Source organism: Pseudomonas sp. IPO3774 (assembly GCF_013386835.1).
Lineage (GTDB): Bacteria > Pseudomonadota > Gammaproteobacteria > Pseudomonadales > Pseudomonadaceae > Aquipseudomonas.
On the sequence record NZ_JACAQY010000018.1, the window covers coordinates 42,915 to 67,542 of the forward strand.

At 61.9% G+C, this 24,628-nt stretch carries 24 protein-coding genes and 2 pseudogenes; 16 read left to right on the plus strand and 10 right to left on the minus strand.

What is annotated here, in order from left to right:
- Positions 1-204: 204 nt before the first annotated feature.
- From HYE77_RS11955 to HYE77_RS11985, 7 genes are all read left to right on the plus strand, one after another.
- Positions 205-714: a sigma-70 family RNA polymerase sigma factor gene (locus HYE77_RS11955; protein ID WP_003213062.1), complete on the plus strand. Its 510-nt coding sequence runs from the start codon at positions 205-207 to the stop codon at positions 712-714.
- The gene (locus HYE77_RS11960; RefSeq protein ID WP_177068817.1) at positions 711-1,646 is read left to right on the plus strand and encodes a FecR domain-containing protein; all 936 of its coding nucleotides are present in this window, start codon (positions 711-713) and stop codon (positions 1,644-1,646) included. The genes HYE77_RS11955 and HYE77_RS11960 overlap by 4 nt, the downstream gene beginning before the upstream one ends.
- 253 nt (positions 1,647-1,899) lie before the next feature.
- Positions 1,900-4,539, plus strand: a complete 2,640-nt coding sequence (locus tag HYE77_RS11965; RefSeq protein WP_102369756.1) for a TonB-dependent receptor — start codon at positions 1,900-1,902, stop codon at positions 4,537-4,539.
- Positions 4,540-4,685: 146 nt separating this feature from the next.
- Positions 4,686-5,699 (plus strand): ABC transporter substrate-binding protein, encoded by a 1,014-nt coding sequence (locus tag HYE77_RS11970; RefSeq protein ID WP_102369755.1) that lies wholly within the window; start codon positions 4,686-4,688, stop codon positions 5,697-5,699.
- Positions 5,699-6,625, plus strand: a complete 927-nt coding sequence (locus tag HYE77_RS11975) for an aliphatic sulfonate ABC transporter substrate-binding protein (RefSeq protein ID WP_008431606.1) — start codon at positions 5,699-5,701, stop codon at positions 6,623-6,625. The genes HYE77_RS11970 and HYE77_RS11975 overlap by 1 nt, the downstream gene beginning before the upstream one ends.
- A 275-nt stretch (positions 6,626-6,900) precedes the next feature.
- Positions 6,901-7,905: an ornithine cyclodeaminase family protein gene (locus HYE77_RS11980; RefSeq protein ID WP_177068818.1), complete on the plus strand. Its 1,005-nt coding sequence runs from the start codon at positions 6,901-6,903 to the stop codon at positions 7,903-7,905.
- Positions 7,902-9,296: an aromatic amino acid lyase gene (locus tag HYE77_RS11985; protein WP_177068819.1), complete on the plus strand. Its 1,395-nt coding sequence runs from the start codon at positions 7,902-7,904 to the stop codon at positions 9,294-9,296. The genes HYE77_RS11980 and HYE77_RS11985 overlap by 4 nt, the downstream gene beginning before the upstream one ends.
- Positions 9,297-9,332: 36 nt before the next feature.
- On the opposite strand, the gene gstA is transcribed toward HYE77_RS11985, so the two are convergent.
- Entirely contained in the window at positions 9,333-9,935 is a 603-nt protein-coding gene (gene gstA / locus HYE77_RS11990) for a glutathione transferase GstA (RefSeq protein WP_008431610.1), read from the minus strand.
- A 98-nt stretch (positions 9,936-10,033) separates the two neighbouring features.
- Between gstA and HYE77_RS11995 the strand changes: the two genes are divergently transcribed.
- The 3 genes and pseudogenes from HYE77_RS11995 to HYE77_RS32965 form a co-directional block, all read left to right on the plus strand.
- The gene (locus HYE77_RS11995) at positions 10,034-10,903 is read left to right on the plus strand and encodes a LysR family transcriptional regulator (RefSeq protein WP_008431612.1); all 870 of its coding nucleotides are present in this window, start codon (positions 10,034-10,036) and stop codon (positions 10,901-10,903) included.
- A 272-nt stretch (positions 10,904-11,175) separates the two neighbouring features.
- Positions 11,176-11,799 (plus strand): annotated as a pseudogene (locus tag HYE77_RS32960) (PAS domain-containing protein); the annotation flags it as partial.
- Positions 11,800-11,964: 165 nt separating this feature from the next.
- Positions 11,965-12,390, plus strand: a pseudogene (locus HYE77_RS32965) (methyl-accepting chemotaxis protein); the annotation flags it as partial.
- A 137-nt stretch (positions 12,391-12,527) separates the two neighbouring features.
- Here HYE77_RS32965 and HYE77_RS12005 read toward each other — a convergent pair.
- From HYE77_RS12005 to HYE77_RS12030, 6 genes are all read right to left on the minus strand, one after another.
- Positions 12,528-13,037: a hypothetical protein gene (locus HYE77_RS12005; RefSeq protein WP_003213081.1), complete on the minus strand. Its 510-nt coding sequence runs from the start codon at positions 13,035-13,037 to the stop codon at positions 12,528-12,530.
- A 135-nt stretch (positions 13,038-13,172) separates the two neighbouring features.
- Complete coding sequence (locus HYE77_RS12010; RefSeq protein ID WP_003213083.1) at positions 13,173-14,582, minus strand: MFS transporter; 1,410 nt, start codon at positions 14,580-14,582, stop codon at positions 13,173-13,175.
- Positions 14,583-14,593: 11 nt separating this feature from the next.
- Positions 14,594-15,331 carry an NAD(P)-dependent oxidoreductase gene (locus tag HYE77_RS12015; RefSeq protein WP_177019374.1) on the minus strand — a complete coding sequence of 246 codons (738 nt, stop codon included), beginning with the start codon at positions 15,329-15,331 and terminating at the stop codon, positions 14,594-14,596.
- Positions 15,332-15,347: 16 nt separating this feature from the next.
- Positions 15,348-15,980, minus strand: a complete 633-nt coding sequence (locus HYE77_RS12020) for a glutathione S-transferase family protein (RefSeq protein ID WP_177068820.1) — start codon at positions 15,978-15,980, stop codon at positions 15,348-15,350.
- A gap of 199 nt (positions 15,981-16,179) precedes the next feature.
- The gene (locus HYE77_RS12025; RefSeq protein ID WP_087693164.1) at positions 16,180-16,416 is read right to left on the minus strand and encodes a DUF6124 family protein; all 237 of its coding nucleotides are present in this window, start codon (positions 16,414-16,416) and stop codon (positions 16,180-16,182) included.
- 337 nt (positions 16,417-16,753) lie between these two features.
- Positions 16,754-17,785 (minus strand): LacI family DNA-binding transcriptional regulator, encoded by a 1,032-nt coding sequence (locus HYE77_RS12030; RefSeq protein ID WP_167665540.1) that lies wholly within the window; start codon positions 17,783-17,785, stop codon positions 16,754-16,756.
- 212 nt (positions 17,786-17,997) lie between these two features.
- On the opposite strand from HYE77_RS12030, the gene HYE77_RS12035 reads away from it, so the two are divergent.
- Together HYE77_RS12035 and HYE77_RS12040 are read left to right on the plus strand one after the other, a co-directional pair.
- Positions 17,998-18,531, plus strand: coding sequence for a gluconokinase (locus HYE77_RS12035; RefSeq protein ID WP_087693163.1), 534 nt, complete (start codon positions 17,998-18,000; stop codon positions 18,529-18,531).
- An 84-nt stretch (positions 18,532-18,615) separates the two neighbouring features.
- Positions 18,616-19,971 (plus strand): GntP family permease, encoded by a 1,356-nt coding sequence (locus tag HYE77_RS12040; RefSeq protein WP_008431626.1) that lies wholly within the window; start codon positions 18,616-18,618, stop codon positions 19,969-19,971.
- Positions 19,972-20,105: 134 nt separating this feature from the next.
- On the opposite strand, the gene alaC is transcribed toward HYE77_RS12040, so the two are convergent.
- Positions 20,106-21,323 carry an alanine transaminase gene (gene alaC, locus HYE77_RS12045; RefSeq protein WP_003213096.1) on the minus strand — a complete coding sequence of 406 codons (1,218 nt, stop codon included), beginning with the start codon at positions 21,321-21,323 and terminating at the stop codon, positions 20,106-20,108.
- Positions 21,324-21,519: 196 nt separating this feature from the next.
- Here alaC and HYE77_RS12050 point away from each other — a divergent pair, with 196 nt between their 5' ends.
- Entirely contained in the window at positions 21,520-22,005 is a 486-nt protein-coding gene (locus HYE77_RS12050; RefSeq protein ID WP_003213098.1) for a GyrI-like domain-containing protein, read from the plus strand.
- 46 nt (positions 22,006-22,051) lie between these two features.
- On the opposite strand, the gene HYE77_RS12055 is transcribed toward HYE77_RS12050, so the two are convergent.
- Both HYE77_RS12055 and HYE77_RS12060 read right to left on the minus strand, forming a co-directional pair.
- A complete protein-coding gene (locus HYE77_RS12055; protein ID WP_063027754.1) occupies positions 22,052-22,657 on the minus strand; it encodes a pyridoxamine 5'-phosphate oxidase family protein in 606 nt (201 codons plus the stop codon).
- Between the two features lie 20 nt (positions 22,658-22,677).
- Positions 22,678-23,163, minus strand: coding sequence for an N-acetyltransferase (locus HYE77_RS12060; protein ID WP_177067309.1), 486 nt, complete (start codon positions 23,161-23,163; stop codon positions 22,678-22,680).
- Between the two features lie 146 nt (positions 23,164-23,309).
- Here HYE77_RS12060 and HYE77_RS12065 point away from each other — a divergent pair, with 146 nt between their 5' ends.
- Genes HYE77_RS12065 through HYE77_RS12075 form a run of 3 tightly spaced genes read left to right on the plus strand, consistent with a single transcriptional unit; the run spans position 23,310 to position 24,628 of the window.
- Entirely contained in the window at positions 23,310-23,729 is a 420-nt protein-coding gene (locus tag HYE77_RS12065; RefSeq protein WP_003213104.1) for a nuclear transport factor 2 family protein, read from the plus strand.
- A gap of 42 nt (positions 23,730-23,771) precedes the next feature.
- Positions 23,772-24,116 carry a YciI family protein gene (locus tag HYE77_RS12070; protein WP_003213107.1) on the plus strand — a complete coding sequence of 115 codons (345 nt, stop codon included), beginning with the start codon at positions 23,772-23,774 and terminating at the stop codon, positions 24,114-24,116.
- Positions 24,117-24,145: 29 nt separating this feature from the next.
- Positions 24,146-24,628 (plus strand): SRPBCC family protein, encoded by a 483-nt coding sequence (locus HYE77_RS12075; RefSeq protein ID WP_003213108.1) that lies wholly within the window; start codon positions 24,146-24,148, stop codon positions 24,626-24,628.

Genomic DNA, 24,628 nt, shown 5'->3' on the forward strand with positions numbered 1-24,628 from the left:
CGCGTGGGAATGCATCCTGTGACGCTCTGTCTCACGATTTCAAAGCAGACGCAGAGCGTCCAAGGCGGGATTCCCACGCAGAGCGTGTGAACGATCGGTTATATAAAAATACCTTTTAAATATTATTAAAGAATAAGCAGCCTTGCTAGGATCGCTCCACCGGAACACCGGACATAACGCGCAACCAACTCAGATGGAGCCACTATGTCCGGCGCCGACACTTCTCACAGCGATTACGTGGGCGGATTATTCCGCAGTCATTACGACTGGCTGTGCGGCCGTTTGCACCGCCATCTCGATTCCCGTGCCCACGCCGAAGACATCGCCGCCGACACCTTCGTCCAACTGTTGAGTTCCCCGGGCGTGGCGCCGATCCGCCAGCCACGCGCCTTGCTCACCACCATCGCCCAACGCCTGATGTACCAGCTGTGGCGTCGCCGTGACCTGGAGCGCGCCTACCTCGACGCCCTCGACCAGGACGAAACCTCGCCCGCGCCATCCCCTGAGGATTTGGCGCAGATGCTCGAAGCCCTGCAGGCCATCGACCAGTTGCTCGACGGCTTGCCGGCCAAGGTCAAGGCGACCTTTCTGCTGTCGCAACTCAATGGCCTGACCTACCCGGAAATCGCGGCCGAGCTGGGCATTTCCCAACGCTCGGTCAGCGACTACATGACCCGTGCCGTCAACCGCTGCCTGCGGCTGTGCCTGGAATGAGCGACGACCTGATCGACAGCGCCACTCGCTGGGTGGTGTTGCTGCGCTCCGGCGAGGCGAGTGCCGCCGACTGGCAGCGTTACCATCAGTGGCGCGCCGCAGACCCGCGTCACGAAGCCTTGTGCCAACAACTGGAAACCCGCCTCGGTGTGTTTCAAATTCCGCAGGCCCAAGGCGTCAGCGGCAAGGTATTGCAGCAGGCACTGGACGCGCCATCCAGCCGCCGCACCGTATTGCGCGGCGCCCTGGTGGGCGCTGGCCTGATGCTGGGCGCCGGTTGGCTGGCCCGGCCGGTGGTGGAGGATTTGACCGCCGATATCCGCACCGGCACCGGCGAACGGCGCACTGTAGAGCTGGCGGATGGCAGCGAGTTACTGCTCAACGCCCGCAGTGCCGCCGACATCCAGTTCGACCCACAACACCGCGTGGTGCGCCTGCGCGATGGCGAGTTGCTGGTGAAGATTGCCAGGGACAGCAACCGACCGTTTTTCATCCAGACCGATCAAACTCGACTGCATGCCTTGGGCAATCGCCTGTTGCTGCGCGAGCGCGAAGGGCAGGGCCATGTGGTGGCGCTCAATGGTGCCCTGGAGATCGACGGCCAGAACGGTGAACGCCTGCAACTGGAGGCCGGGCACGAGGTGACTTATGACCGCTTCGGCTTCGGCCCGGTGCTCGCCAGTTCCTCGGGGGCGACGGCGTGGATCGACGGTTTCCTGCAAGTGCGCGACCGCCCGCTGGTGGAGGTGATCGATGCACTGCGCCCGTATCACAACGGTGTGCTGCGCCTCGACCCGGCGGTGGCAGGGTTGCGGGTCAGCGGCCTGTACCGCCTCGACAATCCCGACCAGATCCTCGACACCCTGGCACGCACCCTGCCGATCCACATCACCCGCCGGACCGGGTTGTGGGTGACCGTCAGTGCCGCCTGAAAACGGTTCACCTCGGTCAATGTGGGAGCTGGCTTGCCTGCGATGCGAGCACCTCGGCCTCTCAGATGTACCGCAGCGATACCATCGCAGCCTCGCTAAAGCTCGACAGCTCCCACAGTTGACCGCGTCGTTTCCGAATGTCGGTTCTATCGACATAACCAAACGATCTGCAAGTTTTCCCCCGGCCATCCCACATCACTCCCGTAAGCGCTGCGGGGAGCAGCGCTCAGGAGTTTCCTTGGGGGGAGCCAACGTGAGCCCATTCAACCGTACACCGCTTCGAACCTTTGCCCTGGTGCCGTTGGCCAGTCTGTTCCTGTCTTTCGCTGCCAGCGCCGAAGAGGCGCGCCAGGTCTACCACATCGCGCCCGGCCCGCTGGACGAAGTGCTGCTGAACATCAGCCGCCAGAGCGGCCAGGTGATTTCCTTCACGCCGCAGCTGGGCAATTATTCCTCGGCGCGGGTCGACGGTTCGCTGTCGGCGCAACAGGCGGTAGACGCCGCGCTCAAGGGCACCGGCCTGCAAGTCCAGGTCAGCCCGGACGGTGCATTCATCATCAAGGAAGGCGCCAAAGTCGCGCCTGCCAGCAACAGCATCAAGGCGCAAACCGCCGAAGCCCAGGCGCCGACCCTCGACCGTGTGGTCGCCATCGGTACCCGTCGCAGCGACGCCACGGCCCTCACCAGCAGCGCCCCGGTGGATGTGATCAACGCCGAAGAACTCAAGCAAACCGGCGCCACCAGCCTCAACCAGGCGCTGTTCCAACTGCTGCCCTCGTTCAACTTTCCGCAGAACAACAGCGCCACCCGCGGCCAGGATCCGAAAGGCGCCTCCCTGCGAGGCTTGTCCCCGGACCAGACCCTGGTGCTGATCAATGGCAAGCGCCGGCACACCTCGGCGGTGGTGAACATTTCCGGTGGCGTGCCGTTCATTGGCGCGCAGCCGGTGGACCTCGACATGATCCCCATCAGCGCCATCGACCACGTCGAAGTGCTGCGCGACGGTGCCTCGGCGCAATACGGTTCGGACGCGGTGGCGGGGGTGGTCAACATCGTGCTCAAGGAGCGCGACAGCGGTGGCGGCATCAACACCCAACTGGGCAAATACGCCCAGGGCGACGGCTTCAGCAAAACCACCGATGGCTGGTACGGCATCGGCTTGCCGGGGGATGGTTTCCTGACCCTGAGCTTCAACACCCTGAACAACAAACCCGATGACATCGGCGACAAATACGTCGCCGACGGCCAGGTACAAGACCCGCGCTGGGGCGGTGCCGGGCGCGACAAATACAACTTGGCGGCCAACGCCGAAATCGGCCTGAACGACCAATGGCGCCTCTACAGTTTCGCCACCTTCGGCCAGGACACTTCGGTAAACAACACGCCGCCGCTGCTGGCCAGCAGCCCGAACAACGTGGCCGGGATCTACCCCAACGGCACCATCCCGAAATACCGCTATCGCTATGAAGACGGCGCCGTCACCGTCGGCACCCGCTATGAAGACGAGAGCATCGGCCGCTTCGATTTGAGCGCCACCTATGGCCGCGACGAGCACGACGAACTGGCTTTCAACACCGTCAACCCGAGCTACGGGATCAACAGCCCGACCAAGTTCAACGTCGCCACCCTGGTCAACGACCAGACCAACATCACCCTGGATTACGCCAAGGATCTGAACGTCGACTGGTCGAGCCATCCACTCACCGTGTCGGCGGGCGTCGCCTACCGGCATGAGCAATACCGGCTGGAGGCCGGCGACTACGATTCCTATTCCTACGGTGGCATCGACGGCGTGCAGGTTGGCGCGGTGCAGGCCTCGGGCCTGACCCCGGACGACGCCGGCACCTTCAAGCGTGATGTGGGCGGCGTGTATTTCGGCCTGGAAAACCAGGTCACCGACAAGCTCCAGGTGGGCATTGCCGGGCGTACCGAGCACTACTCGGACTTCGGTTCAGCCACCACCGGCAAACTCTCGGCGCGCTATGACTTCACCCCGAAAGTCGGCCTGCGGGCCACGGTCAACAATGCCTACCACGCGCCCAGCCTGGGCCAGATCGGCACCTCCTGGACCACCACCACCAACCTCGACGCCAACGGTAACCCGGTGCTGACCCGCATGCTGCCGGCCGACAACCCGGCCGCCCGTGCCCTCGGTGCGCAGCCGCTGAAGCCCGAGAAGTCCACCAACTTCTCCCTGGGCCTGGTGCTGCGCCCAACCGACCAGGCCTCGCTGACCATCGACGCCTACCAGATTTCGATTCGTGACCGCCTGCTGTTCAGCGGTGGCATTTCCGGGCCGCTGGCCGAGCAGATCCTCAAGGACGCCGGCTACGGCCAGTACTCCTGGGCGCAGTTCATGACCAACGCCGCCGACACCCGCACCCGTGGCGTCGACATCGTGGGCAAGTACAACCTGGACCTTGAGCAGTTCGGCAACCTGAACCTGTCGGCGGGCTACACCAAGGCCCGCACCACTATCGAAAAGGTCCACGAAAACCCCAACGGCTTCGAAGTGCTGACCCGTGAATCCCGTGGCTTCCTGGAGCACGGTTACCCGGAAGACAAGCTGGTGTTTGGCGCGGTCCACAAGCTCAACCAATGGACTATCGCCCTCAACGAAACCCGTTACGGCAAGTACCGCAAATATGCGTCCAGCGAAGCCAACGCCCAGTACGACCAGACCTTCAGCGCGCAATGGACCACCGACCTGGACGTGAACTACGCCTTCACCAAACAACTGCGGGTGTCGGTGGGCGTCAACAACCTGTTCGACAGCAAGCCTGACGACTACAACACCCGTTTGCGCCAGACCCCGGGCCAGCAATACAGCTACCTGTCGCCGACGGCGCCGGAAGGGGCGTTTTACTACACGCGGCTCAGTTATGACTTTTAAACCCTGATGCAAAACCTGTGGCGAGGGAGCTTGCTCCCGCTGGGGCGCGTAGCGGCCCCAAGCACTTTGGGCCTGCTGCGCAGTCCAGCGGGAGCAAGCTCCCTCGCCACAAGAGCACTCTTCATGGAATCACCACGAGGTAACACATGAAAACAATCAAGAACCTGCTCGGTGGCTCGCTATTGGCACTCACCGTCCTGGCACAATCAGCCACGGCCGCCGAACCTGCCAAACCGATCCACTTCGGTGATATCACCTGGGAAAGCGGCAGCCTGATCACCGAAGTGCTGCGCCTGATCGTCGAGAAAGGCTATGGCCTGCCCACCGACACCTTGCCCGGCAGCACCGTGAGCCTGGAGGCCGCCCTGGCCAAGGACGATATCCAGGTGATCGGCGAAGAGTGGGCCGGGCGCAGTCCGGCGTGGGTCAAGGCCGAAAGCGAAGGCAAGGTTTTCGGCCTGGGCGACACCGTCAAAGGCGCCACCGAAGGCTGGTGGGTGCCGGAGTACGTGATCAAGGGCGACGCCGAACGGGGCATCAAACCCCTGGCCCCGGAGCTTAAATCCGTCGCCGACCTGGCCCGCTACAAAGACGTGTTCCGCGACCCCGAAGACCCGACCCGTGGGCGCTTCCTCAACAGCCCCACCGGCTGGACCTCGGAGATCGTCAACAGCCAGAAGCTCAAGGCCTATGGCCTGACCGACACCTACGTCAACTTCCGCACCGGTTCCGGCGCGGCGCTGGATGCCGAGGTTGCATCCTCGATCCGTCGCGGCAAGCCGGTGCTGTTCTACTACTGGTCGCCGACGCCACTGCTGGGGCGCTTCAAGTTGATCAAACTGGAAGAACCACCGTTCAACGCCGAAGCCTGGAAGACCCTGGCCGACGCCAACAACCCGCACCCCATCGGTACTCGTTCGATGCCAGCGCACCTGGCGATTGGCGTGTCGGCGCCGTTCAAGGCGCAGTACCCGCAACTGGTGACGTTCTTTGAAAAAGTCGACCTGCCGATTGACCTGCTCAACGGCATCCTCGCGCAAATGGCCGAGAAACGTACCGCGCCGCGCCAGGTGGCCGAAGCGTTCCTGAAAGAACAGCCGCAGGTCTGGCAGCAGTGGGTGCCGGCGGACGTCGCGGCCAAGGTCAAGGAGAGTCTCTGATGCGCAAGCTCATCGCAGCCACACTGCTGGCACTGTGCGCCGGGCCGCTGCTGGCGGCAGAACCGGCCACCCTGCGCGTCGGCTACCAGAAAAGCTCGGTGAGCATGGTGCTCGCCCGTGAGCATCACCTGTTCGAGCAAGGGTTGCCGGGCACCAAGGTCGAGTGGATCGAATTCCTCGGCGGCCCGCCGCTGATCGAAGCCCTAAATGGCGGCAGCATCGACATCGGCAATATCGGCGACATCCCGCCGATCTTCGCCCAGGCTGCCGGCATCGACATTCGCTACATCGGCGTCGAGCCCAATGACGGGCGCACCGAAGCCATCCTGCTGCCCAAGGACAGCACCGTGCAAAGCGTGGCCGAACTCAAGGGCAAGCGCGTGGCGTTGCTCAAGGGATCCAGCGCGCACAACCTGTTCCTCAAAAGTTTGTTGCGTGCCGGCTTGCAGTGGAAGGACGTGAACGTGGTGTACCTGTCGCCCTCCGACGGCCGTGCCGCGTTTGAACAAGGCAAGGTCGACGCCTGGGTGGTGTGGGACCCGTACTACTCGGCGGCCGTGGTGGACGGTTCGGCGAAGGTGCTGGGGGATGGCCAGGGGCTGAACCCGGCGGGCAGTTTCTTCATCGCCAGCGGGCCGTTTGCCAAGCAGCACCCGCAGGCGATTGCGGCGATTCTCAAGGTGTTTGCCCAGGCGCAGCGGTTGTCGCTGGACCAGCATGACGAAAGCGTCGCGCTGATGGCCAAGACATTGGGCTTGCAGCCGGCGGTGGTGGAGAGTTACTTCCAGCACCGCTCGCCGACGCCGAGCCGGCCATTGGAAGCGGTGGATATCGCCAACCAGCAACGTACGGCCGACGCGTTTTTTGCCAACGGCCTGATCCCGAAAAAGGTCGATGTGCAGCAGGTTGTGTTCAAGGCCCCATAACTTTATCCCTGTGGCAAGGGAGCTTGCTGTAGGGAGGGAGCTTGCTGTGGCAGGGGAGCTTGCTTTAGGGAAAGAGCTGTTGTGGCGAGGGAGCTTGCTCCCGCTGGGCTGCGTAGCGGCCCCAAAAAAAGCGGGAGCGCTGCGCACTCCAGCGGGAGCAAGCTCCCTCGCCACAGCAAGCTCCTCGCCACAACAGGCTCCTCACCACAACAAGCTCCCTCACCCCATAAAAGCATCTTCAGCATCGACCTTCGCAACCCATCAGTGAGCAGACCATGCAACCGATCTACATCGACTTCCTCAACGGCCTGGACATCGACGAACTGGCCCTGACCAACGACGAAATCCTCAACGCCATCGAATCCAGCCTGGCGATCCAGGGCCGCAGCGAGGCGGTGATCGAGCCGCGCATGCACCTGATTCCCGGCGGTGAAATCAACGGCCACTTCAACGTGCTGCGCGGTGTATTGGGCGGCGCAATCGGCTACGCCGGGGTCAAGGTGGTGGGCGACTTTGTCGATAACTACCGCAAGGGCCTGCCCTCGGAACTGGCGATTCTCAACCTGCTGGACCCGGCCACCGGCATCCCCAAGGCCATCCTCGACGCCTCGGCGATTACCGACATGCGCACCGGCGCCGTCACCGCCATCGGTGCCAAATACCTGGCCCGGCCCGACAGTAAAGTCCTCGCGCACATCGGTGCCCGTGGCACGGCGTATTGGAACGTGCGGCTGCTGGACCACCTGTTCGACTTCGACGAAATCCGCGTGCACTCGCGCCGCAGTGAAAGCCGCGAAGCCTTCGCCGAACGCCTGCGCCGCGACCTCGGCAAGCCGGTGATTGTCACCGACGATTGGGAGTCCACGGTGCGCGGCGCCGACATCGTGGTGGAAGCTTCACGCCTGGATCAGCCGCAACCGTTGCTGCACACCGAGTGGATCAAGCCCGGTGCCTTCGTCGCGCCCTACGGCACCATGAGCGCGGTGGAACTGTCGTTGACCGACATCATGCACAAGCTGGTGGTGGACGACTGGGGCCAGTGCAAGGGCGGGATGTTCGGCGCATTGCGCGCCCACGTCGACGCCGGAAAACTCAGCGCCGAGACCTTGCATGCCGAGTTGGGGCAGATCGTCGCCGGCTTGAAGACCGGCCGGGAAACCCCCGAGGAAACCATCCTGTTCTGGCACCGTGGCTTGAGCCTCAGCGATATCGCCCTGGGCCACGCACTGCTGGAGAAATCCAAACGCCTGGGGATCGGCCAGCGGTTGCGCTGGGCATGATTCACTTCGATCCCGCCGGTTTGACGATTGAGGATTTGCTGTCGATTGCCCGCCAAGACGCACCGGCTGACTTCAGCGATGCGGCCCGCCAACGTATCGACGAAGGGCATCGACTGTTGCTGCGCCTGGTGGCTGAAGGCTCGTCGATTTACGGGGTGACCACCGGCCTCGGTGCGGCGGTGGATACGCAGGTTGCGCCGGTGCAGGCAAACATTCCTTTGGGGCGTGCGGTGGGCGTTGGCCGCCTGGCCAAGCGTGAGGAATTACGCGCGATCACCGCAGCCCGCTTGGCTGGGTTGGCCCAGGGGCGTTCGGGTATTTCGCCGGGTGCGGCGCAGGCGCTGTTGGCGTTACTCAACTGCGGCATGGAGCCCGCGGTGCCGTTGCTCGGCTCGTTGGGCGAGAGCGACCTGGCGCCGTTGGCGCATTTGAGCCTGGCGCTGAACGTGCCATTGACGGGCAAGGATGGCCTGGCGCTGGTGTCGGCCAACTCCGCGAGCATCGGCCTTGGCGCGTTGCTGGTGGCCGAGGCCGAACAGGCATTGCAGGCCATGTTGGCGGGGCTGGCGTTGTCGTGTGAAGGCTATCGGGCCAACCTCAGTCCTTTCCAGCCGTGGGCTTCGCGGTTGCGCCCGGCGCCGGGGCAAAGCGGGCAATCAGCGGCGTTGCTGGAATTGCTGGCGGGCGGCAAATTGGCCGATAACCCGCGTCGGCTACAGGACCCGCTGAGCTTTCGCTGTGCCACGGTGGTTCAAGGCGCGGCGCAACAGGCAATGCAGGCGTTACGCGAGTTGATCGAACTGGAACTGGCCAGCGGTGCGGACAATCCGGCGTTGATCAGCGAAGACGCGTTGGTGCTGGCCACGGCCAATTTCGACAGCACCCATCTCGCGCTGGCGGCCGAAGGCTTGGGCCTGGCGTTGAGCCGTGTGGCGGTGTGCAGCGCCGAGCGGATTGCCAAGTTGCTGTCGCCGGCTTCCAGTGAACTGCCGCGCTTTCTGATCGACCAGCCCGGGCACGTGGGCATGGCCGCCTTGCAGCGCACCGGTTCGGCGTTGGTGGCGGAGATCGGGCACTTGGCCAATCCGATCCCGGCGGTGAGCGTGCCGGTGGCGGATCGCGTGGAAGATTATGCGGGGCAGGCGCTGGCGGTGGTCGAGAAAACCCGGCAACTGGTGCAGCGCGTGGTGTGGCTGGGCAGCATTGAGTTGATCGTGGCGGCGCAGGCGGTGGACCTGTGCGGCACGGTTCAACTGGGGCAGGGCACCCGGCGTATTCATCAGGCGGTGCGCCGCCAGGTGGCGCACCTCGATCAGGATCGTTCGGGGTCGGTGGATGTGTTGGCGTTAAGCGCATTCATCGAAAACGATGGCTTGAAACCCATTCTCTAAACCAATGAAGATCAAATGTGGGAGCTGCATTTCAGGTCATGGATTTTCAGCGGCCAGGGCGGCAATCACAGCCGGCCGCTCACCGACCCGCTGCTGAAACTTCGCTAACGCCGGCCACTGCTGCAAGTCGATATCAAACAACCCCGCCCAGCGCAGCACCACAAACAGGTACGCATCCGCCACTGAGTACTGCGCGCCCAGCAGGTAATCCTGGCGCTCCAGGGTCTGTACCAGAATCGCAAACCGCTTGAACAGCGTGGCCTTGAACAGCGCCTTCACCTCATCGGGAATCGCGTCCTTGAACAACACTCCCAGCCCGCCATGAATCTCGCTGGAGACAAAGTTCAGCCACTCCTGCAAACGCACCCGCTCCCAGCTGCCATTGGCCGGCGCCAGGCCCGCTGCGGGTACACGGTCGGCCAGGTATTGCAGGATGGCCGCGCCTTCGGTCAGTACCTCGCCGTTGTCCAGTTGCAGTGCGGCCACATAGCCCTTGGGGTTGATCTGCAGGAAATCATCACCGTCAGCCGTGAGCTTTTTCTGGTTGTCGACGCGAATCAATTCAAACGGCAGGGCCAATTCCCGCAGCGCGATATGGGAGGCGAGGGAACAGGCATTCGGGGAAAAATACAGCTTCATCGGGGCAACTCCGCAGGACAGTTGCCTTCAGTCTCGTGGGCATGGCACCTTGGGTAAAATTAATCTTTCAGAATCCTGCCATAAGGACAGCTACTGCCATGATGAACCTGATGCACTGGCGCCTGCTGGTGGCCGTGGCGGACAACGGCAGCATCACTGCCGCCTCCGAACGAGTGGGCATGACTCAGTCCGCCGCCAGCCAGGCGATGGCGGCCATGGAGGCCAACCTCGGTGCGCAGTTGTTTGTGCGTGAGGCGCGTCAGACCGTGCCTACCGCCCTGGGCCTGCAAGTGATCGAGCAGGCGCGGGTGATGCTCGGGGCCTTGCAGGCGATTCGCACCACCGTTGACGAAGCGCGGCCGATGCTGCGTGGGACGATTCGCATCGCGAGTTTCCCCATGGTGCTGGCGGTGTTCCTGCCGCCGCTGCTGCGTCGGTTCAACCAGCTTTACCCCGGCATCGAGGTCACGGCCCTGGAAGTGACCGACGATGAAGTGAACACCCTGCTCGACGCGAATCTGATCGACCTGGGCGTGGTGCTCAACCCGCCGTCCGAGCGCAATGCCGCCGTGCTGGGGCGCGATAACTGGGTGGCGGTGCTGCCGATGGCCCACGGGTTTTCCCGGCGCCCGGCGCAGGCAACGGTCACGCTGGAAGAGTTGGTGGAGCAACCGTTCGTGCTTGCCACCGGCGGCTGCACCGTCAACGCCCGCAGCCTGGCGCAGGAAGCCGGCCTGGTGCTGCGCGAGGTGCGGGTGGAAGTGCGCGAATGGAACAGCGCTTTCAGCCTGGTGCGTGAAGGCGTGGGAGTGACGCTGGTGCCCGAGATGACCCTGCCGGCCCAGCGCCAAGGCTTGCGCATCATGCCCCTGGCGGAGCCGGTGCATCGCGAGTTTGCGTTGGTGACATCACGCCACCAACCGCCCTCCGCAGTGGTTAATGCTTTGTTGCAAATGCTGGCTGACTAGTGGCCTTGCATAGCGCCAACGCCTGTCTATGCTCACCCAGAACCGTTGATGACGCTCGGCATATAAAGCGTTTCGGATAGGTTTCCCCATAAAGGTCTTCGATCAAGATTCAAACCGTGAATGGAATGCGCCCGCGTGGGCGTCGGGAAAATAAAGGGTGATCTGACATGTTCAACCGCCAACACAAATCCGACCTACTGGAAATCGAACGTTTCTCCTGCGCCCTTACCGAAGCCAAAGCCAAATTGGCCGCCATCAGCCGTTCCATGGCAATGATCGAGTTTGATCGCGACGGCATCGTGCTGGATGCCAATGAAAATTTCTGCAAGACCATGGGCTACCGCGCCGAAGAAATTCGCGGCAAGCATCACCGGATTTTCTGCGAAGAGGCCTACACCCACACCGACGCCTACGCCAAGCTCTGGCGCGACCTGGCGCGGGGCGAGCCCCTCAGTGGCACCTTCATGCGGTTGAACAAGCATGGTCAGGAAGTGTGGCTGGAGGCCAGTTACATGCCGGTAATCGGTGCCGACAACCAGGTGCAAAGCGTGATCAAGGTGGCCTCGGACATCTCGGCGCGGATTCACCGCGAGCATGAAAACCAGAGCCTGATCGACGCCATCGGCCGCTCCATGGCGGTCATTGAATTCACCCCGCAAGGCCAGATTCTGAATGCCAACGACAACTTCCTGAAGACGGTGAAGTATTCCCTCAGTGAAATCGTCGGCCAGCACCACAGTCTGTTTTGTCATCGCGGTGAGACCGATTCGCCGGCCTACAAGGCATTCTGGGCCTCGCTCAATCGCGGCGAATATCACTCCCACCGGTTTGAGCGCAAAGACAAATTCGGCCAAACGCTGTTCCTGGAAGCCTCCTACAACCCGATCTTCGATGCCAACGGGCGCCTGTACAAAGTGGTGAAGTTCGCCAGTGACATCACCGACCAGGTCACCACCTTGCGCACGGCTGCCGACTCGGCTCACGCCACCTCGGTGCAAAACGACGCCTGCGCCCGCAAGGGTTCGGAAGTGGTGCAGCAGACCGTGCAGATCATCGAAGAAATTTCCCGTGACCTTAACGAGGCGGCCGTGAGCATCGACGCAGTGAGCAAGCAGTCGGACATTATCGGCACTATCGTTCAGACCATCCGCGGCATCGCCGACCAGACCAACCTGCTGGCGCTGAATGCGGCGATCGAAGCGGCCCGGGCGGGCGAGCATGGGCGCGGGTTTGCGGTGGTGGCGGATGAGGTGCGCAGCCTTGCGGCGCGAACCAGCCAGGCGACGATCGAGATTGTGGATGTGGTGCGCAAGAACCACGACCTGTCGATCAGCGCGGTGTCGAGCATGCAGTCGAGCCTGAGCCGCACGGGGCTTGGGGTGGAGCTGGCGAATGAGGCGGGGCAGGTGATCCTGGAGATTCAGGAAGGGTCACGGCATGTGGTGGATGCGATCAGTCAGTTCAATTCCACACTGCAATTGCAGTAACACCGCAGATCAAATGTGGAATGAGCTTGTGTGGGAGCGGGCTTGCTCGCGAATGCGGTGTGTCAGTCAGCACATGGATTGACTGACACACCGCATTCGCGAGCAAGCCCGCTCCCACATTTGGTTTGTGGTGTGGCTTAGATCGCAGCCAGGGTTTCTTTCACCGTCTGCGCCTGCGGGTCAGCGGTCTTCGCCGCTACCTGCTGCGCCTGCTGCTCCTTCAGGCGTTCTGCAACTTCCTTGGAAATAGCATCCTGCTTGTCCTGAGGCATGTTCTTCACATCATCCTCGGTCAAACCCTGTTCCTTGAGCAGTTGCTCGCGGATGCGCTCAGCCGGGCTTTTCTTCATGTAGTCGGTGAAGTCACTGCGGGCCGACGTGGTGGAGTCAGTCTTGGCCGTATCGGTGGTCGAGGCGGTTGCGGTGGTGGCTTGCAACTGCACACGGGTCTTGGCGAAGGCGGCATTGATGTTGTCGGCAGTGGCGTCGGCCGCTGCCTGTGTGGTCGATACAGTGGTAGTGCCCTGTTGCACGTTTTGCGCGGCACCGCTGTACAGCGCGCTGGCCGCGGCGTTGGCCGGGTCCATGTCTGCGCGCTTGATGCGTTGGATCGTCGACTGAGCCTGGGGGTTGTTGTTGATCAGCATGATCAGGACACCTGTGGATGTGGGCGGTGCCACAGGTGGAGCAATTAGCGTGCCCAGTGGTATGGCCCCGTGTTTACGGGGCTTTTGGCCGCTACCGTCGGCAAGCGTTGGCGTGCCGCCGGCCATTGTTTGCCGCTAGTGGGCAATGTTCTCCAGCGCCAGGTTGCGGGTGCGCGGGCCGAACCAACTGATGGTGATCATCACGATCAACATGCTGCTGGCGATAAACGCCAACACGCCGGGCGTGCCGAGGTGTTCGAGGATCACGCCGATCAACAGGCTGCTGAACACCGTCGACAACCGGCTGAACGAATAGCAGAAACCCACCGCCCGGGCGCGGATGTTGGTGGGGAACAGTTCGCTCTGGTAGGAGTGATAACTGAAACTCAGCCAGGCGTTGCAGAAGGTGATCATCACTCCGCAGATCACCAGGCCCACGGCGGTGGTTTGCAGCGCGAACAAACTGCCGAAGATCACCGCGCCGAGCGCCGAGCCGACAATCTGCCATTTGTTCTCAAACCGGTTCGCCACCTTCACAAACAGCAGCGGCCCCAGCGGGTAGGCGAGGGTGATGATGAAGGCATAGCCCAGGCTGTGAGTGACGCTCACGCCCTGGCCCGAGAGCAGCGCCGGCAGCCAGTTGCCGAAGCCAAAAAAGCCGATGGCCTGGAACACATGAAACACAATCAGCATCAACGCCCGGCGCCGGTACGGCGGTTGCCAGATATCGGCGAAGCGCCCTTGGCCCTGCACGCTGACGGCTTGCGGTTCCGGCTCATCGAGTGGCTTGCCGTGGTCTTTCCGGCAGCGCGCTTCGAGGCTGTCCATGATCTGCCCGGCTTCGTCGAAACGGCCTTTTTGTGCGAGCCAGCGCGGCGATTCCGGCAGGCGCTTGCGCAGTTGCCAGATAAACAGCGCAAATACCGCACTGCTCACCACTACCCAGCGCCAGCCGGAAATCCCGAACGGTGCCTGGGGTACCAGCCACCACGACATCAACGCCACCGCCGGCACCGACAGGAACTGGATGAAAAACGCAAAGGCAAACGCCGAGCTGCGCATGCGCTTGGGCACCAGTTCCGAGAGGTAGGCGTCGATGGTCACCAGTTCGATGCCCAGGCCGATGCCCACCAGGAAACGCATGCAGATGATGCCCAGGGCGGAGGTCTGGATACCCATCAACACGGTGGCGACGGTGTACCAGATCAACGCAAAGGTGAAGATCGCCCGGCGCCCGTAGCGGTCGGCAATCGGGCTGAGCAGGCTGGCGCCGAGGAACAGGCCGAGAAAGGTCGCCGAGGCAAAGGCCGCCTGGTCGGAGAAGCCGAATACGCCCTGGCTGCCGGTGTGGAAAATTCCGTCACTGATCAGACCGGGGCTGATATAGGCAGTCTGGAACAAGTCATACAGCTCGAAAAAGCCGCCAATCGACAGCAGCGCCACCAGGCGCCAGACAGTGGCGACGGCGGGCAACCGATCAATGCGCGCGCTGATGTGCGCGGCGCGGATCGGGTCGATACCGTCTGCAAGAGAGGGTGAAGACATGGGCAGAAGACTCAGTAAGTGATCGGGATCTCGAATTCCTGGAACGCATCATCCACCGGTTGGTAACCCAGCACACGGGTTGTTTCGCTGAGGTCCAGGCGTTTGAAACGGTTATTGGAAATGCCATGGGCGATCAGGTGTTTCACCCCGATGGTTTCCACCGAGCGTTGCAGCAGTTGCACGGCGTCGCGGGGGCTGAGCCAGGCGCTGAGGTCGCGGGCGTTGTTCAGGTCGTGGGTTTCGGGGAATTCAAACGCACCGATGCGCAGGGCGATGGTGGAGAGCGGGGTTTTGGCCGCGTAAAAACCGCACAGGGCTTCGCCGTAGCATTTGCTCACGCCGTACAGGTTGGCGGGCAATACAGGCATGCCCGGCGTGATCTGCCGGTCTACCGGGTAGCCTTCGATGGTCTGGGCACTGCTGGCGAACACCAGGCGCTTCACACCTGCGGCCACGGCAGCTTCGAACAGGTAGGTGGTGGCCAGGATATTGTTGGGCAACAACTCGTCGAAGGTCGCGCTGGCGTGGGGGATGCCCGACAGGTGCACGATCACGTCAATCCCGTCGAGCAGGGCGGCGAGGGCGGTTTTGTCGCTCAGGTCGGCGGGGATGAAACGGTGCTCGCCGAGGGCGAAATCCGGCTCGATGCGGTCGGTGAGGGTGAAGCGGTAGCGGTCTTTCGAGGCTTCGAAAAACGTCTTGCCGATGCGGCCGCAGGCGCCGGTGAGTAGTACGTTGAGTCCGTTCATTGGGTAGTCCTTGTTTTTAGTTGTGGCCGTTGAGGGCGAAGGTTTTGAAGCCGGGGCGTTGGCTGAGGGTTTCGTAGTAGGCGCTGACCGCCGGGTAGGACGGATGCTCCATGGGCGTCATCCACCAGCGGTGCACCGACAGGCCGATGAGGATGTCGGCGAGTGTGAAGTCGTTACCGGCGACGTAGGCGCCGGTTTTGATCAGTTGCTCTTCGAGCAGGCCCATCTTGTCGTTCCAGCTTTTTACCCCGGCTTTGACGCGTTGCGGGTCCTGGTAGTCCGGGTTCTTGCGTACCAGAGCGTGGAAGGCGTAGCCCCACGACGGGTTGAGTTCGGTGGCTTGCCAGTCCATCCATTGCTCGACCCTCGCACGGGCGACCGGCTCGGTGGGCAACAGGTCGTGGCGTTGGTGCAGGCTCACGAGGTAGCGGCAGATGGTGTTGGATTCCCACAGCACGCCGTTGTCGTCGATGATCACCGGGACTTGGGCGTTGGGGTTCAGGGCCAGGAATTCGGGGGACTGGGTGGAGGCGAAGCCGATGCCCCAGTCTTCGCGGTCGTAGGGGATATCCAGTTCCTGGCAGGTCCACAGGACTTTTCGCACGTTGATGGAAGAAGTGCGACCGAGGATTTTCAGCGAATGGCCCATGGTGCTTTCCTGACGAGGTAGAGAAGGCAGGGGGCAATTTAGCAGGGGCCAGAAGGCACGGCGAGGTTGTTAAGTGGGCAGGATCAAAAATGTGGGAGCGGGCTTGCTCGCGAATGCGGTGTATCAGTGATGGAAAGGTCGGCTGACACACCGCATTCGCGAGCAAGCCCGCTCCCACAGTTTGACCGCGTGCGGTCTGTTAGATCAGTGGTGATTCCAGGTCCATCAGCTTGCCCATCAGCAATACGCCCAACTCACTCAACTGGTGAATCGCCAATGCGGTGTCGCGGTCTTTGCCGGTGAGTTCATCAGACAGGTCGAGCAATAACGTGCTGACCGAGGAAAACGTCTCGTAGCTGTTGGCGATCAGGCTTTCGCTGCTGGCGTCGGGGCTGACGGTGAATAAGGCGGGAGGATTTGGAGTTGCTTTGAACATAGTAAGTGCCCTGTATTAGGCCACCCCCATATCGCTACTAAACAATAAAGGAGGCAGCTGCGCGCAGGTTAGTAGACCGGTGGACACTCATAGCCGGCGCACCCGAAGGTGCCCTACGCACAGCCGCCATCAAGCACAGACAAAATCGTCTGACAGATGAAGCTCATGCACTAAGAGTGAACCAGTTCGGGCTACTAAACCCGATCACTGAGAAATTCAGCGACCGGGCAACCTTAGAGAGCCCTACCCAGGCGCACAAGCCGGCGGATTCTGACGTACCTGTAGGTAACGGAGCAAGGCGCTGCCATCAACACCAGCCACTTCCTACAGCTACCGCCTAGGTACTCTCGCGCACCTTCAACTCAAACCCCATGTCCACCACCGGCCGGGCGATCTTGTTGCCCGCCATCACCGTCAACAAATGCTCTGCCGCCCGCCGGCCAATGGCTTCGCGCGGCGTGCTGATGCTGCTCAAGCGCGGCACCATGAACGAGGAAGACGGCAGGTCGTTGAAGCCCAGCACCGAGATCTGCTCCGGCACCTTGATGCCATGGCGCAGCGCTTCCAGCAGCGCACCTTGAGCCAGGTCGTCGTTGCCAAAGAAGATCGCGTCCACATCCGGATGGCTGGCCAGCAACTGCAGGAACAATTCACCACCCAGGCCCAGCGACGATGGCCGTGGCGTCAACACTTCCAGCGCAGGGTCATACAACCCCGCCTGTTGCAGAGCGCGCCTGAAACCCTCACCGCGCAACAACGTGCGCTGGTCCAACTGAGCGCCAATGTAGGCCAACCGCTTGCGCCCCCGTGAGATCAAATGCGCCGCCGCTGTTTCCCCGGCGTTCAACTGCGAGAATCCTACGCAGTTCAGTCCGGCGCCCGGGTCCAGGTCCATCATGTACACACACGGCACATTGCTCGATTCCACCATGCGCCGGGCACTTTCCGTACGGTCAAACCCGGTCAGCAGCAAACCCCGTGGCTGGTAGGCCATGTAGTTGCGCAGCAGGTCTTCTTCTTCGTCGCGGGAATAGTGGGTGTTGCCGATCAGCACTTCAAAGCCCTTGGGCCGCAGCACCTGGTGGATGGCTTCCAGGGTTTCGATAAACAGCAGGTTGGACAGTGACGGCACCAACACCACCACCGACTGGCTCTGGGCAGATGCCAGGGCACGGGCGGCCGGGTTGACCACGTAGCTCAGTTCGGCGGCGGCTTTTTGCACTTTTTCCACCAGTTCGGTGGCCACGGTGCTGATGCCGCGCAAGGCCCGGGAGGCGGTAATCGGGCTCACGCCAGCCAGGCGGGCCACTTCATTGAGGGTAGGGCGGCCCGTGGTGCGGGTATTTTTATCGTTCTTGGGAGTCATCAGGCGGCTTGCCAAACAAAAATCGAGGCACTAAGGTAGCGCTGTCTCCAAGACCCTGCAAATTCTTGAACGTCGGGATGCCTGTTCCCGTTCAAACCTTTGGAGCAGATGCACGCGTCACTCCATAAAAATGACAAGACGGCGCGGGAAAAGCCTGTTTTTGCACTAGCCTTACAGCGTGCAAAGGTAGCGCTATCTGCGTCTTGAGGTGTTTCATGAGTCAACCTGTTACTGCCCTCGTGATCATGGGTGTTTCCGGCTGTGGCAAGTCCAGCGTCAGCGAGGCCCTGTGCCTGCTGAACGGCGCCACCGCCATCGAAGGCGACAGCTTTCACCCCGCCGCGAACATCGAGAAGATGAGCGCCGGCCATCCCCTTAACGACGAAGACCGCGCCGGCTGGCTCGACATCCTGTGCGATGAGCTGCGCCGCTCGCTCAAGGCCGGCGAGCATCCGGTGCTCACCTGTTCGGCCCTGAAGAAGAAATACCGCGACCACCTGCGCGAAGCCGCGCCGGGCCTGGGGTTTGTGTTTCTGGAGCTGACCCGCGAAGTCGCCGCCGACCGTGTATCCCATCGCCCCGGCCATTTCATGCCGGCCAGCCTCATAGACAGCCAGTTCGCCACCCTGGAATCCCCGGTGGGCGAGCCGTTGACCCTGGCCCTCAACGCCAGTGAAGACAGCGTTGAAGAACTGGCCGAGCAAACCAATGCCTGGTGGCTCGAACACGGCTTTGAACCAAACAAATAATTTTTTGCCGGACAAGATAGCGCTGTCCGCCTGCACTGAATTTTTTACCGGCTTTAATAACAACAACAAACAGGAGAGACCCCCATGTTTGGCTTGTCCCACGATACCTATCTGCTGCTCGATGCAGTGGTGACCATCATCGGCCTGATCGTGTTGATCACCCGGTTCAAAGTCCACCCGTTCATTGCGCTGATCATCGCCGCAGGCTTTCTCGGCCTGACCTCGGGCATGCCCGTGGACAAGATCATCAAGGCCTTCCAGGACGGCTTCGGCGGGGTGCTCGGCTTTGTCGGGATTATCCTCGCGCTGGGTACGATGCTCGGCAAGATGATGGCCGATTCCGGCGGTGCCGATCAGATCGCGCAAACCCTGGTGCGGGCCTTCGGCAAGGAGAAGGTGCAGTGGGCAATGATGTTCGCCGCGTTCCTGGTGGGCATTCCGCTGTTCTTCGAGATCGGTTTTGTGTTGCTGATCCCGCTGGTGTTTATCGTCGCGCGCCGTACCGGTGTGTCGCTGATCAAGATCGGCATTCCGCTGCTGGCCGGCCTGTCGGCGGTGCACGGCCTGGTGCCACCGCACCCGGGCCCTCTGCTGGCGATCGGCGTGTTCGGTGCCGACATCGGCAAGACCATTCTCTACGGCCTGATCGTCGCGCTGCCTACGGCGATCATCGCCGGCCCGCTCTACGGTTCGTTTATCGCCAAGTACATCCCGGGCAACCCGTCCCAGGAACTGGTGGACCAACTGGCCAGTGAGCAACCGGAATCCAAGACCCTGCCGAGCTTCAGCATCACCCTGATCACCGTGCTGCTGCCGGTGTTCCTGATGCTGCTGAAAACCTTCGCCGACGTCGCCCTGCCGGACGGCCATGTGATCCGCAACTGGATGGACATGATCGGTCACCCGATCACCGCCTTGCTGCTGGCCTTGCTGTTGTCGCTGTACACCTTTGGCCATCGCCAGGGCATTGGCTCCAAGCAAATCCTCAAGCTGCTCGACGCCAGCCTGGCGCCGACTGCAGCGATCATCCTGATCATCGGTGCCGGTGGTGGTTTCAAGCAGATGCTGGTGACCAGCGGCGTGGGTGATGTGATCGGCCATATGGCGGTGACTGCGCAGATCAACCCGATCCTGCTGGCCTGGCTGGTGGCGGCGGTGATTCGTGTGGCTACCGGTTCTGCCACCGTGGCGACCATTACCGGTGCCGGCATTGTGGTGCCGGTGGTGGGGATGATTCCGGGGGTGAACCGCGAGTTGCTGGTGTTGGCGACGGGGGCGGGCTCGCTGGTGCTGTCTCACGTCAACGATGCGGGGTTCTGGCTGGTGAAGCAGTACTTCAATATGACCGTGGCCGAGACGTTCAAGACCTGGACGGCGATGGAGACCATTCTGTCGGTGGTGGCGTTGGGCTTTATCATGTTGCTGTCGCTGGTGGTCTAGGCGGTAAGTGATCGTTCCCACGCTCCGCGTGGGAACGCATCCTGTGACGCTCCGCGTCACGAGCGGACGCAGAGCGTCCAAGGCGGCATTCCCACGCAGAGCGTGGGAACGATCATTCCTGCCGTTGGATCGGGTCAGGCGTCAGCTTTCTTGACCAGCCCATCCGCCCGGAACATCGCCCGGATGCCCCGCACCGCCTGGCGAATCCGGTCCTGGTTTTCGATCAGTGCAAAGCGCACGTGGTCGTCACCATACTCACCAAAACCAATCCCCGGCGACACACACACCTTCGCCTCAAGCAGCAGCTTCTTGGCAAACTCCAGCGACCCCATCGCGGCGTACGCCTCGGGAATCTTCGCCCAGACGTACATCGACGCCTTCGGGTTCTCCACCATCCAGCCCAGCTCATGCAGGCCTTTCACCAGCACGTTACGGCGCTGGCGGTACTGCTCGGCAATGTCTTTCACGCACTGCTGATCGCCTTCCAGCGCCGCAATCGCCGCCACTTGCAGCGGGGTGAAGGTGCCGTAGTCGTGGTAGCTCTTGATCCGCGCCAGGGCGTTGACCAGTTCCGGGTTGCCCACCATGAAACCGATGCGCCAGCCGGCCATGTTGTAGCTCTTGGACAGGGTGAAAAACTCCACCGCGATGTCCTTGGCGCCCGGCACTTGCATGATCGACGGAGCTTTCCAGCCGTCGTAGACGATGTCGGCGTAGGCCAGGTCATGCACCACCAGCACGTCGTACTGCTTGGCCAGGGCGATCACCCGTTCGAAGAAGTCCAGCTCCACGCACTGTGCGGTGGGGTTGGACGGGAAGCCGAGGATCATCATCTTCGGCTTGGGGATCGAGCCACGAATCGCACGTTCCAGCTCAGCGAAGAAGTCCACCCCCGGAATCAGCGGCACCGAACGCACCTGGGCGCCGGCAATCACGGCACCGTAGATGTGAATCGGGTAGCTGGGGTTGGGCACCAGCACCGTGTCGCCCTGGTCCAGGGTGGCCAGCATCAAGTGCGCCAGGCCTTCCTTGGAACCGATGGTCACGATGGCTTCGGTTTCCGGGTCGATGTCCACTTCGTAGCGGTCTTTGTACCAGCGCGAAATCGCCCGGCGCAGCCGCGGAATGCCTTTGGAAGTGGAGTAGCCGTGGGTGTCTTCGCGTTGGGCGACGGTGACCATTTTTTCCACGATGTGCGGTGGAGTGGCGCCGTCCGGGTTACCCATGCTCAAGTCGATGATGTCTTCGCCGCGCCGACGCGCAGCCATCTTCAGCTCGGCAGTGATATTGAACACGTAAGGGGGGAGTCGATCTATGCGCGCAAAGCGGCGCGGCGAACGGGGTTCGGCCATTGTTGCCTCGAAATACGTAAGCGCCCGGAACCGTCCGAGCGACGTCGGCCACTGCGGTGGCCTGCGGGGCAGACAATACGGTCGGTGATGGCCAATTGTCCAGATGCTGTGGGAAAAATTTCTGTTTGGAGTGCGACGGGGATATGCCCCTATACTCGACGCGGGTTTGTTCCCTCATAAGAAGGAGACTGTTCAGATGGATCAACAGACAAAACTGCCGTTACAGCCGCGCATGGAAGAGGGCAAGGCCCTGGTGATCGCGGGTGTGCAAGGGCGTTATTCAAAGGCCACGATTGGCGATATTCCCAAGTTGTGGGAGCTGTTCGACAGCTGCTTCAAAGAGATCAAGAAACGCGTCGGCGGCGTAACCTATGGCGTGTGCTACAACGCCAAACACGATGAATTTGACTACCTGGCCGGCGTTGAAGTACCGGCCAAGGGCGATGTACCGAGCAACTTCCAGTCGATTGAAATCCCGGCCCATCGCTATGCCGTGTTCCCGCATTTTGGCCCGGTGCAGGCGCTGGCGCAGACCTATGAACGCATCATGTTCGAATGGCTGCCGGCCTCCGGGTACAAGGTGGTCGGGGCTGATTTTGAGCGCTACAGCGCCGATTTCGATGTGGGTAAAGGCACGGGCTCCGTGGAAATCTGGATCCCCATCAACGCCGAATCCGCCTGACCGCGCCACCGGCAGGAGCGAGCACGTTCGCTCCTGCAATGGCCTCTCAATACAGCGTGGCCTTGACCCGCTCCGGCATCTCGCGGTCATAGGCTTCGGCGTCGAACGCCCCATCATTCAAGCGCTTGTGAAACGCCCCGGCGGAGGGCAGTGCCGAGCGATCCAGATGCTTTTCCGGGTTCCAGCAATCGGAGCGCACAAAGGCTTTGGAGCAATGGAAATATGCCGCCTCCACCTGCACCAGAATCACCGAACGGGCCGCTTTGCCATTTACCGCAAAGCTCTCCAGCAACTCTGGTTCGATGGAAATCTGCGCCCGGCCATTGACCCGCAACGTCTCGCCAATCCCCGGGATGATGAACAGCAACGCTATACGCGGGTCCACCACCAGATTACGCAGGGTGTCGAGGCGGTTATTCCCCGGCCGATCCGGAATCGCCAACGTGCGCTCGTCGATGATTCGTACAAAACCTGGCACATCGCCACGGGGCGAACCGTCGATGCCGTCCGGGCCGGATGAGCTCACCACCACCAAGGGTGACGCGCGGACCATGGCCTGGTAATCCTCGTTGAGAAACGGGATTTCCTTGCGCACGGCCCGTTCGTGGGGCAGGCCGTAGAGGGATTCGAGTTGTTCCAGGGTTGTTAGCATCTTCACCAGCTCCTTATTGTTTAAAACACCCACGCCAACCGGCGCTCATACCCAATCCGCCCCTTATACGCCTCCCCGCTGTCCACCCAGCCCTGCTGCAAATACAGCCCCATCGCCGCCACATTGTCCGTGTCCACCGACAGCTCCAGCGCCTTGATCTGCGGCCAAACCAGGCGCGCGGCGGCGGGGAGGGCTTGCAGGCAGGCTTTGCCAAACCCCAGGCCTTGCTGATGGCGATCGACTTGCAACGCATGCAGCGTGGCGCTGTGTTCATCCGCCCAATGGGGCAGGCAGGGTGGGCGTTTGAGCAGCAGGAAGGCCACGGGAATCTCGTCGGCGAGTAACGCAAAGCCTGCCACGCCAGGGTTCGGATTGACCAGCAGGGTGTTCAGCGCACAGTAGATATCGCCGGAAAAAACCAGTTGTTCGGGATGCACTTCCAGGGCGTTGAGTTGCTGTTGTTGCAGGGCAGTCAACGTCTGATAGGCGACGAGGCGGGTTTCCATCGGCGTAGCATCCGAAATCCTACATAGAAGCGCGGATTCTAGCGGGTTTGCGGTAGTCGCAATTATTTTTTGCGGGACTGTCGATTGGCCCGGGGCTCAGTCGACTAAGGGTGTCTTCCGTGATTTTTCCCGCAAGGAGTATTGCCATGAGCACCGCAATCAGCAGCTTGATCGAACAATGGAAACAGGCGGTCACCGCCAAGGATGTCGAGAAGATTGTCAGCTTTTACGCCGACGATATCGTCGCGTTCGACGCCGTTAGCGCCCTGCAGTTCAAGGGCAAGGCCGCCTATCAGGCGCACTGGAAGGCGTGCATGGAGTTCTGCCCGGGCCCTGGGGTCTTTGACTTCCATGAGATGCGTATCGTCGCCGGCGATAACAGCGCCTTTGCCCACTGGCTCGCGCACTGTGGCGGCACCGGGCCCGACGGCGTACTCAAGACCTGCTGGATGCGCGTCAGCGCCGGCTACCAGCGCGTTGGCGGCGAGTGGAAAGTGGTGCATGAACATTGGTCGGCACCGTTCGACATGGAAACCGGCGCCGGTCTGTTCGACCTGAAACCTTGAGCGCCGCGAACTATAGTCAGTTGTCCGAAAACGGAGAATCCCATGAAATACCTCTGCCTGATCTATAGCAACGAACAGGTGCTGCACGATTCGCCCGACAGCCCCAAGGACCCGGAATGTTTCGCCTATGGCCAGTCCGTGCAGGCCAGCGGGCGCATGCTCGCCGCCGAACCGCTGGAGTCGGTGAGCACCGCCACCACCGTGCGCATGCGCAATGGCAAGTTGTCGATCACCGACGGACCGTTTGCCGAAACCAAGGAGCAGCTCGCCGGGTTTTATCTGATCGAAGCCAAGGACCTGAATGAAGCGATCCAGGTGGCCGGCGGCATACCGGCGGCCCGGGTCGGCAGTGTGGAAGTGCGCCCCGTGCGTGAATTGAATCTCTGATCACAACAATAAAACCCAGGAGGTTTCCCATGAGCATTCAACCCAAACCCGCCGAATTTGAACTGTCCATCAGTCGCTTGATTGATGCCCCTCGCAGCCGCGTGTTTCGCGCCTGGACCGAGCCGGCCTTGTTGCAGCAGTGGTGGGGCCCACACGGCATGACCACTCCCGAGTGCGAAATGGACCTTTGGGTGGGTGGGCAATTTCGCACGCTGATGCGCGCGCCGGACGGCAGCGAATACCCGACCCAGGGCGTATTCCTGGAGATTACCGCCCCCAGTCGGCTGGTGTTTACCGACGCCTTCACCCCCGGCTGGATCCCTTCGGGCCAGCCATTCATGACCGCCGAAGTCACCTTTGAAGATGTCGACGGCAAGACCCTGTACACCGCCCGCGCCATGCACTGGAGCGCCGAGACCAAGCAGGCCCACGAAGCCATGGGCTTTCACGAAGGCTGGGGGCAGAGCCTCGACCGGCTGGTGACGCTGGTGACCGAAGGCCTGCGCGATTGA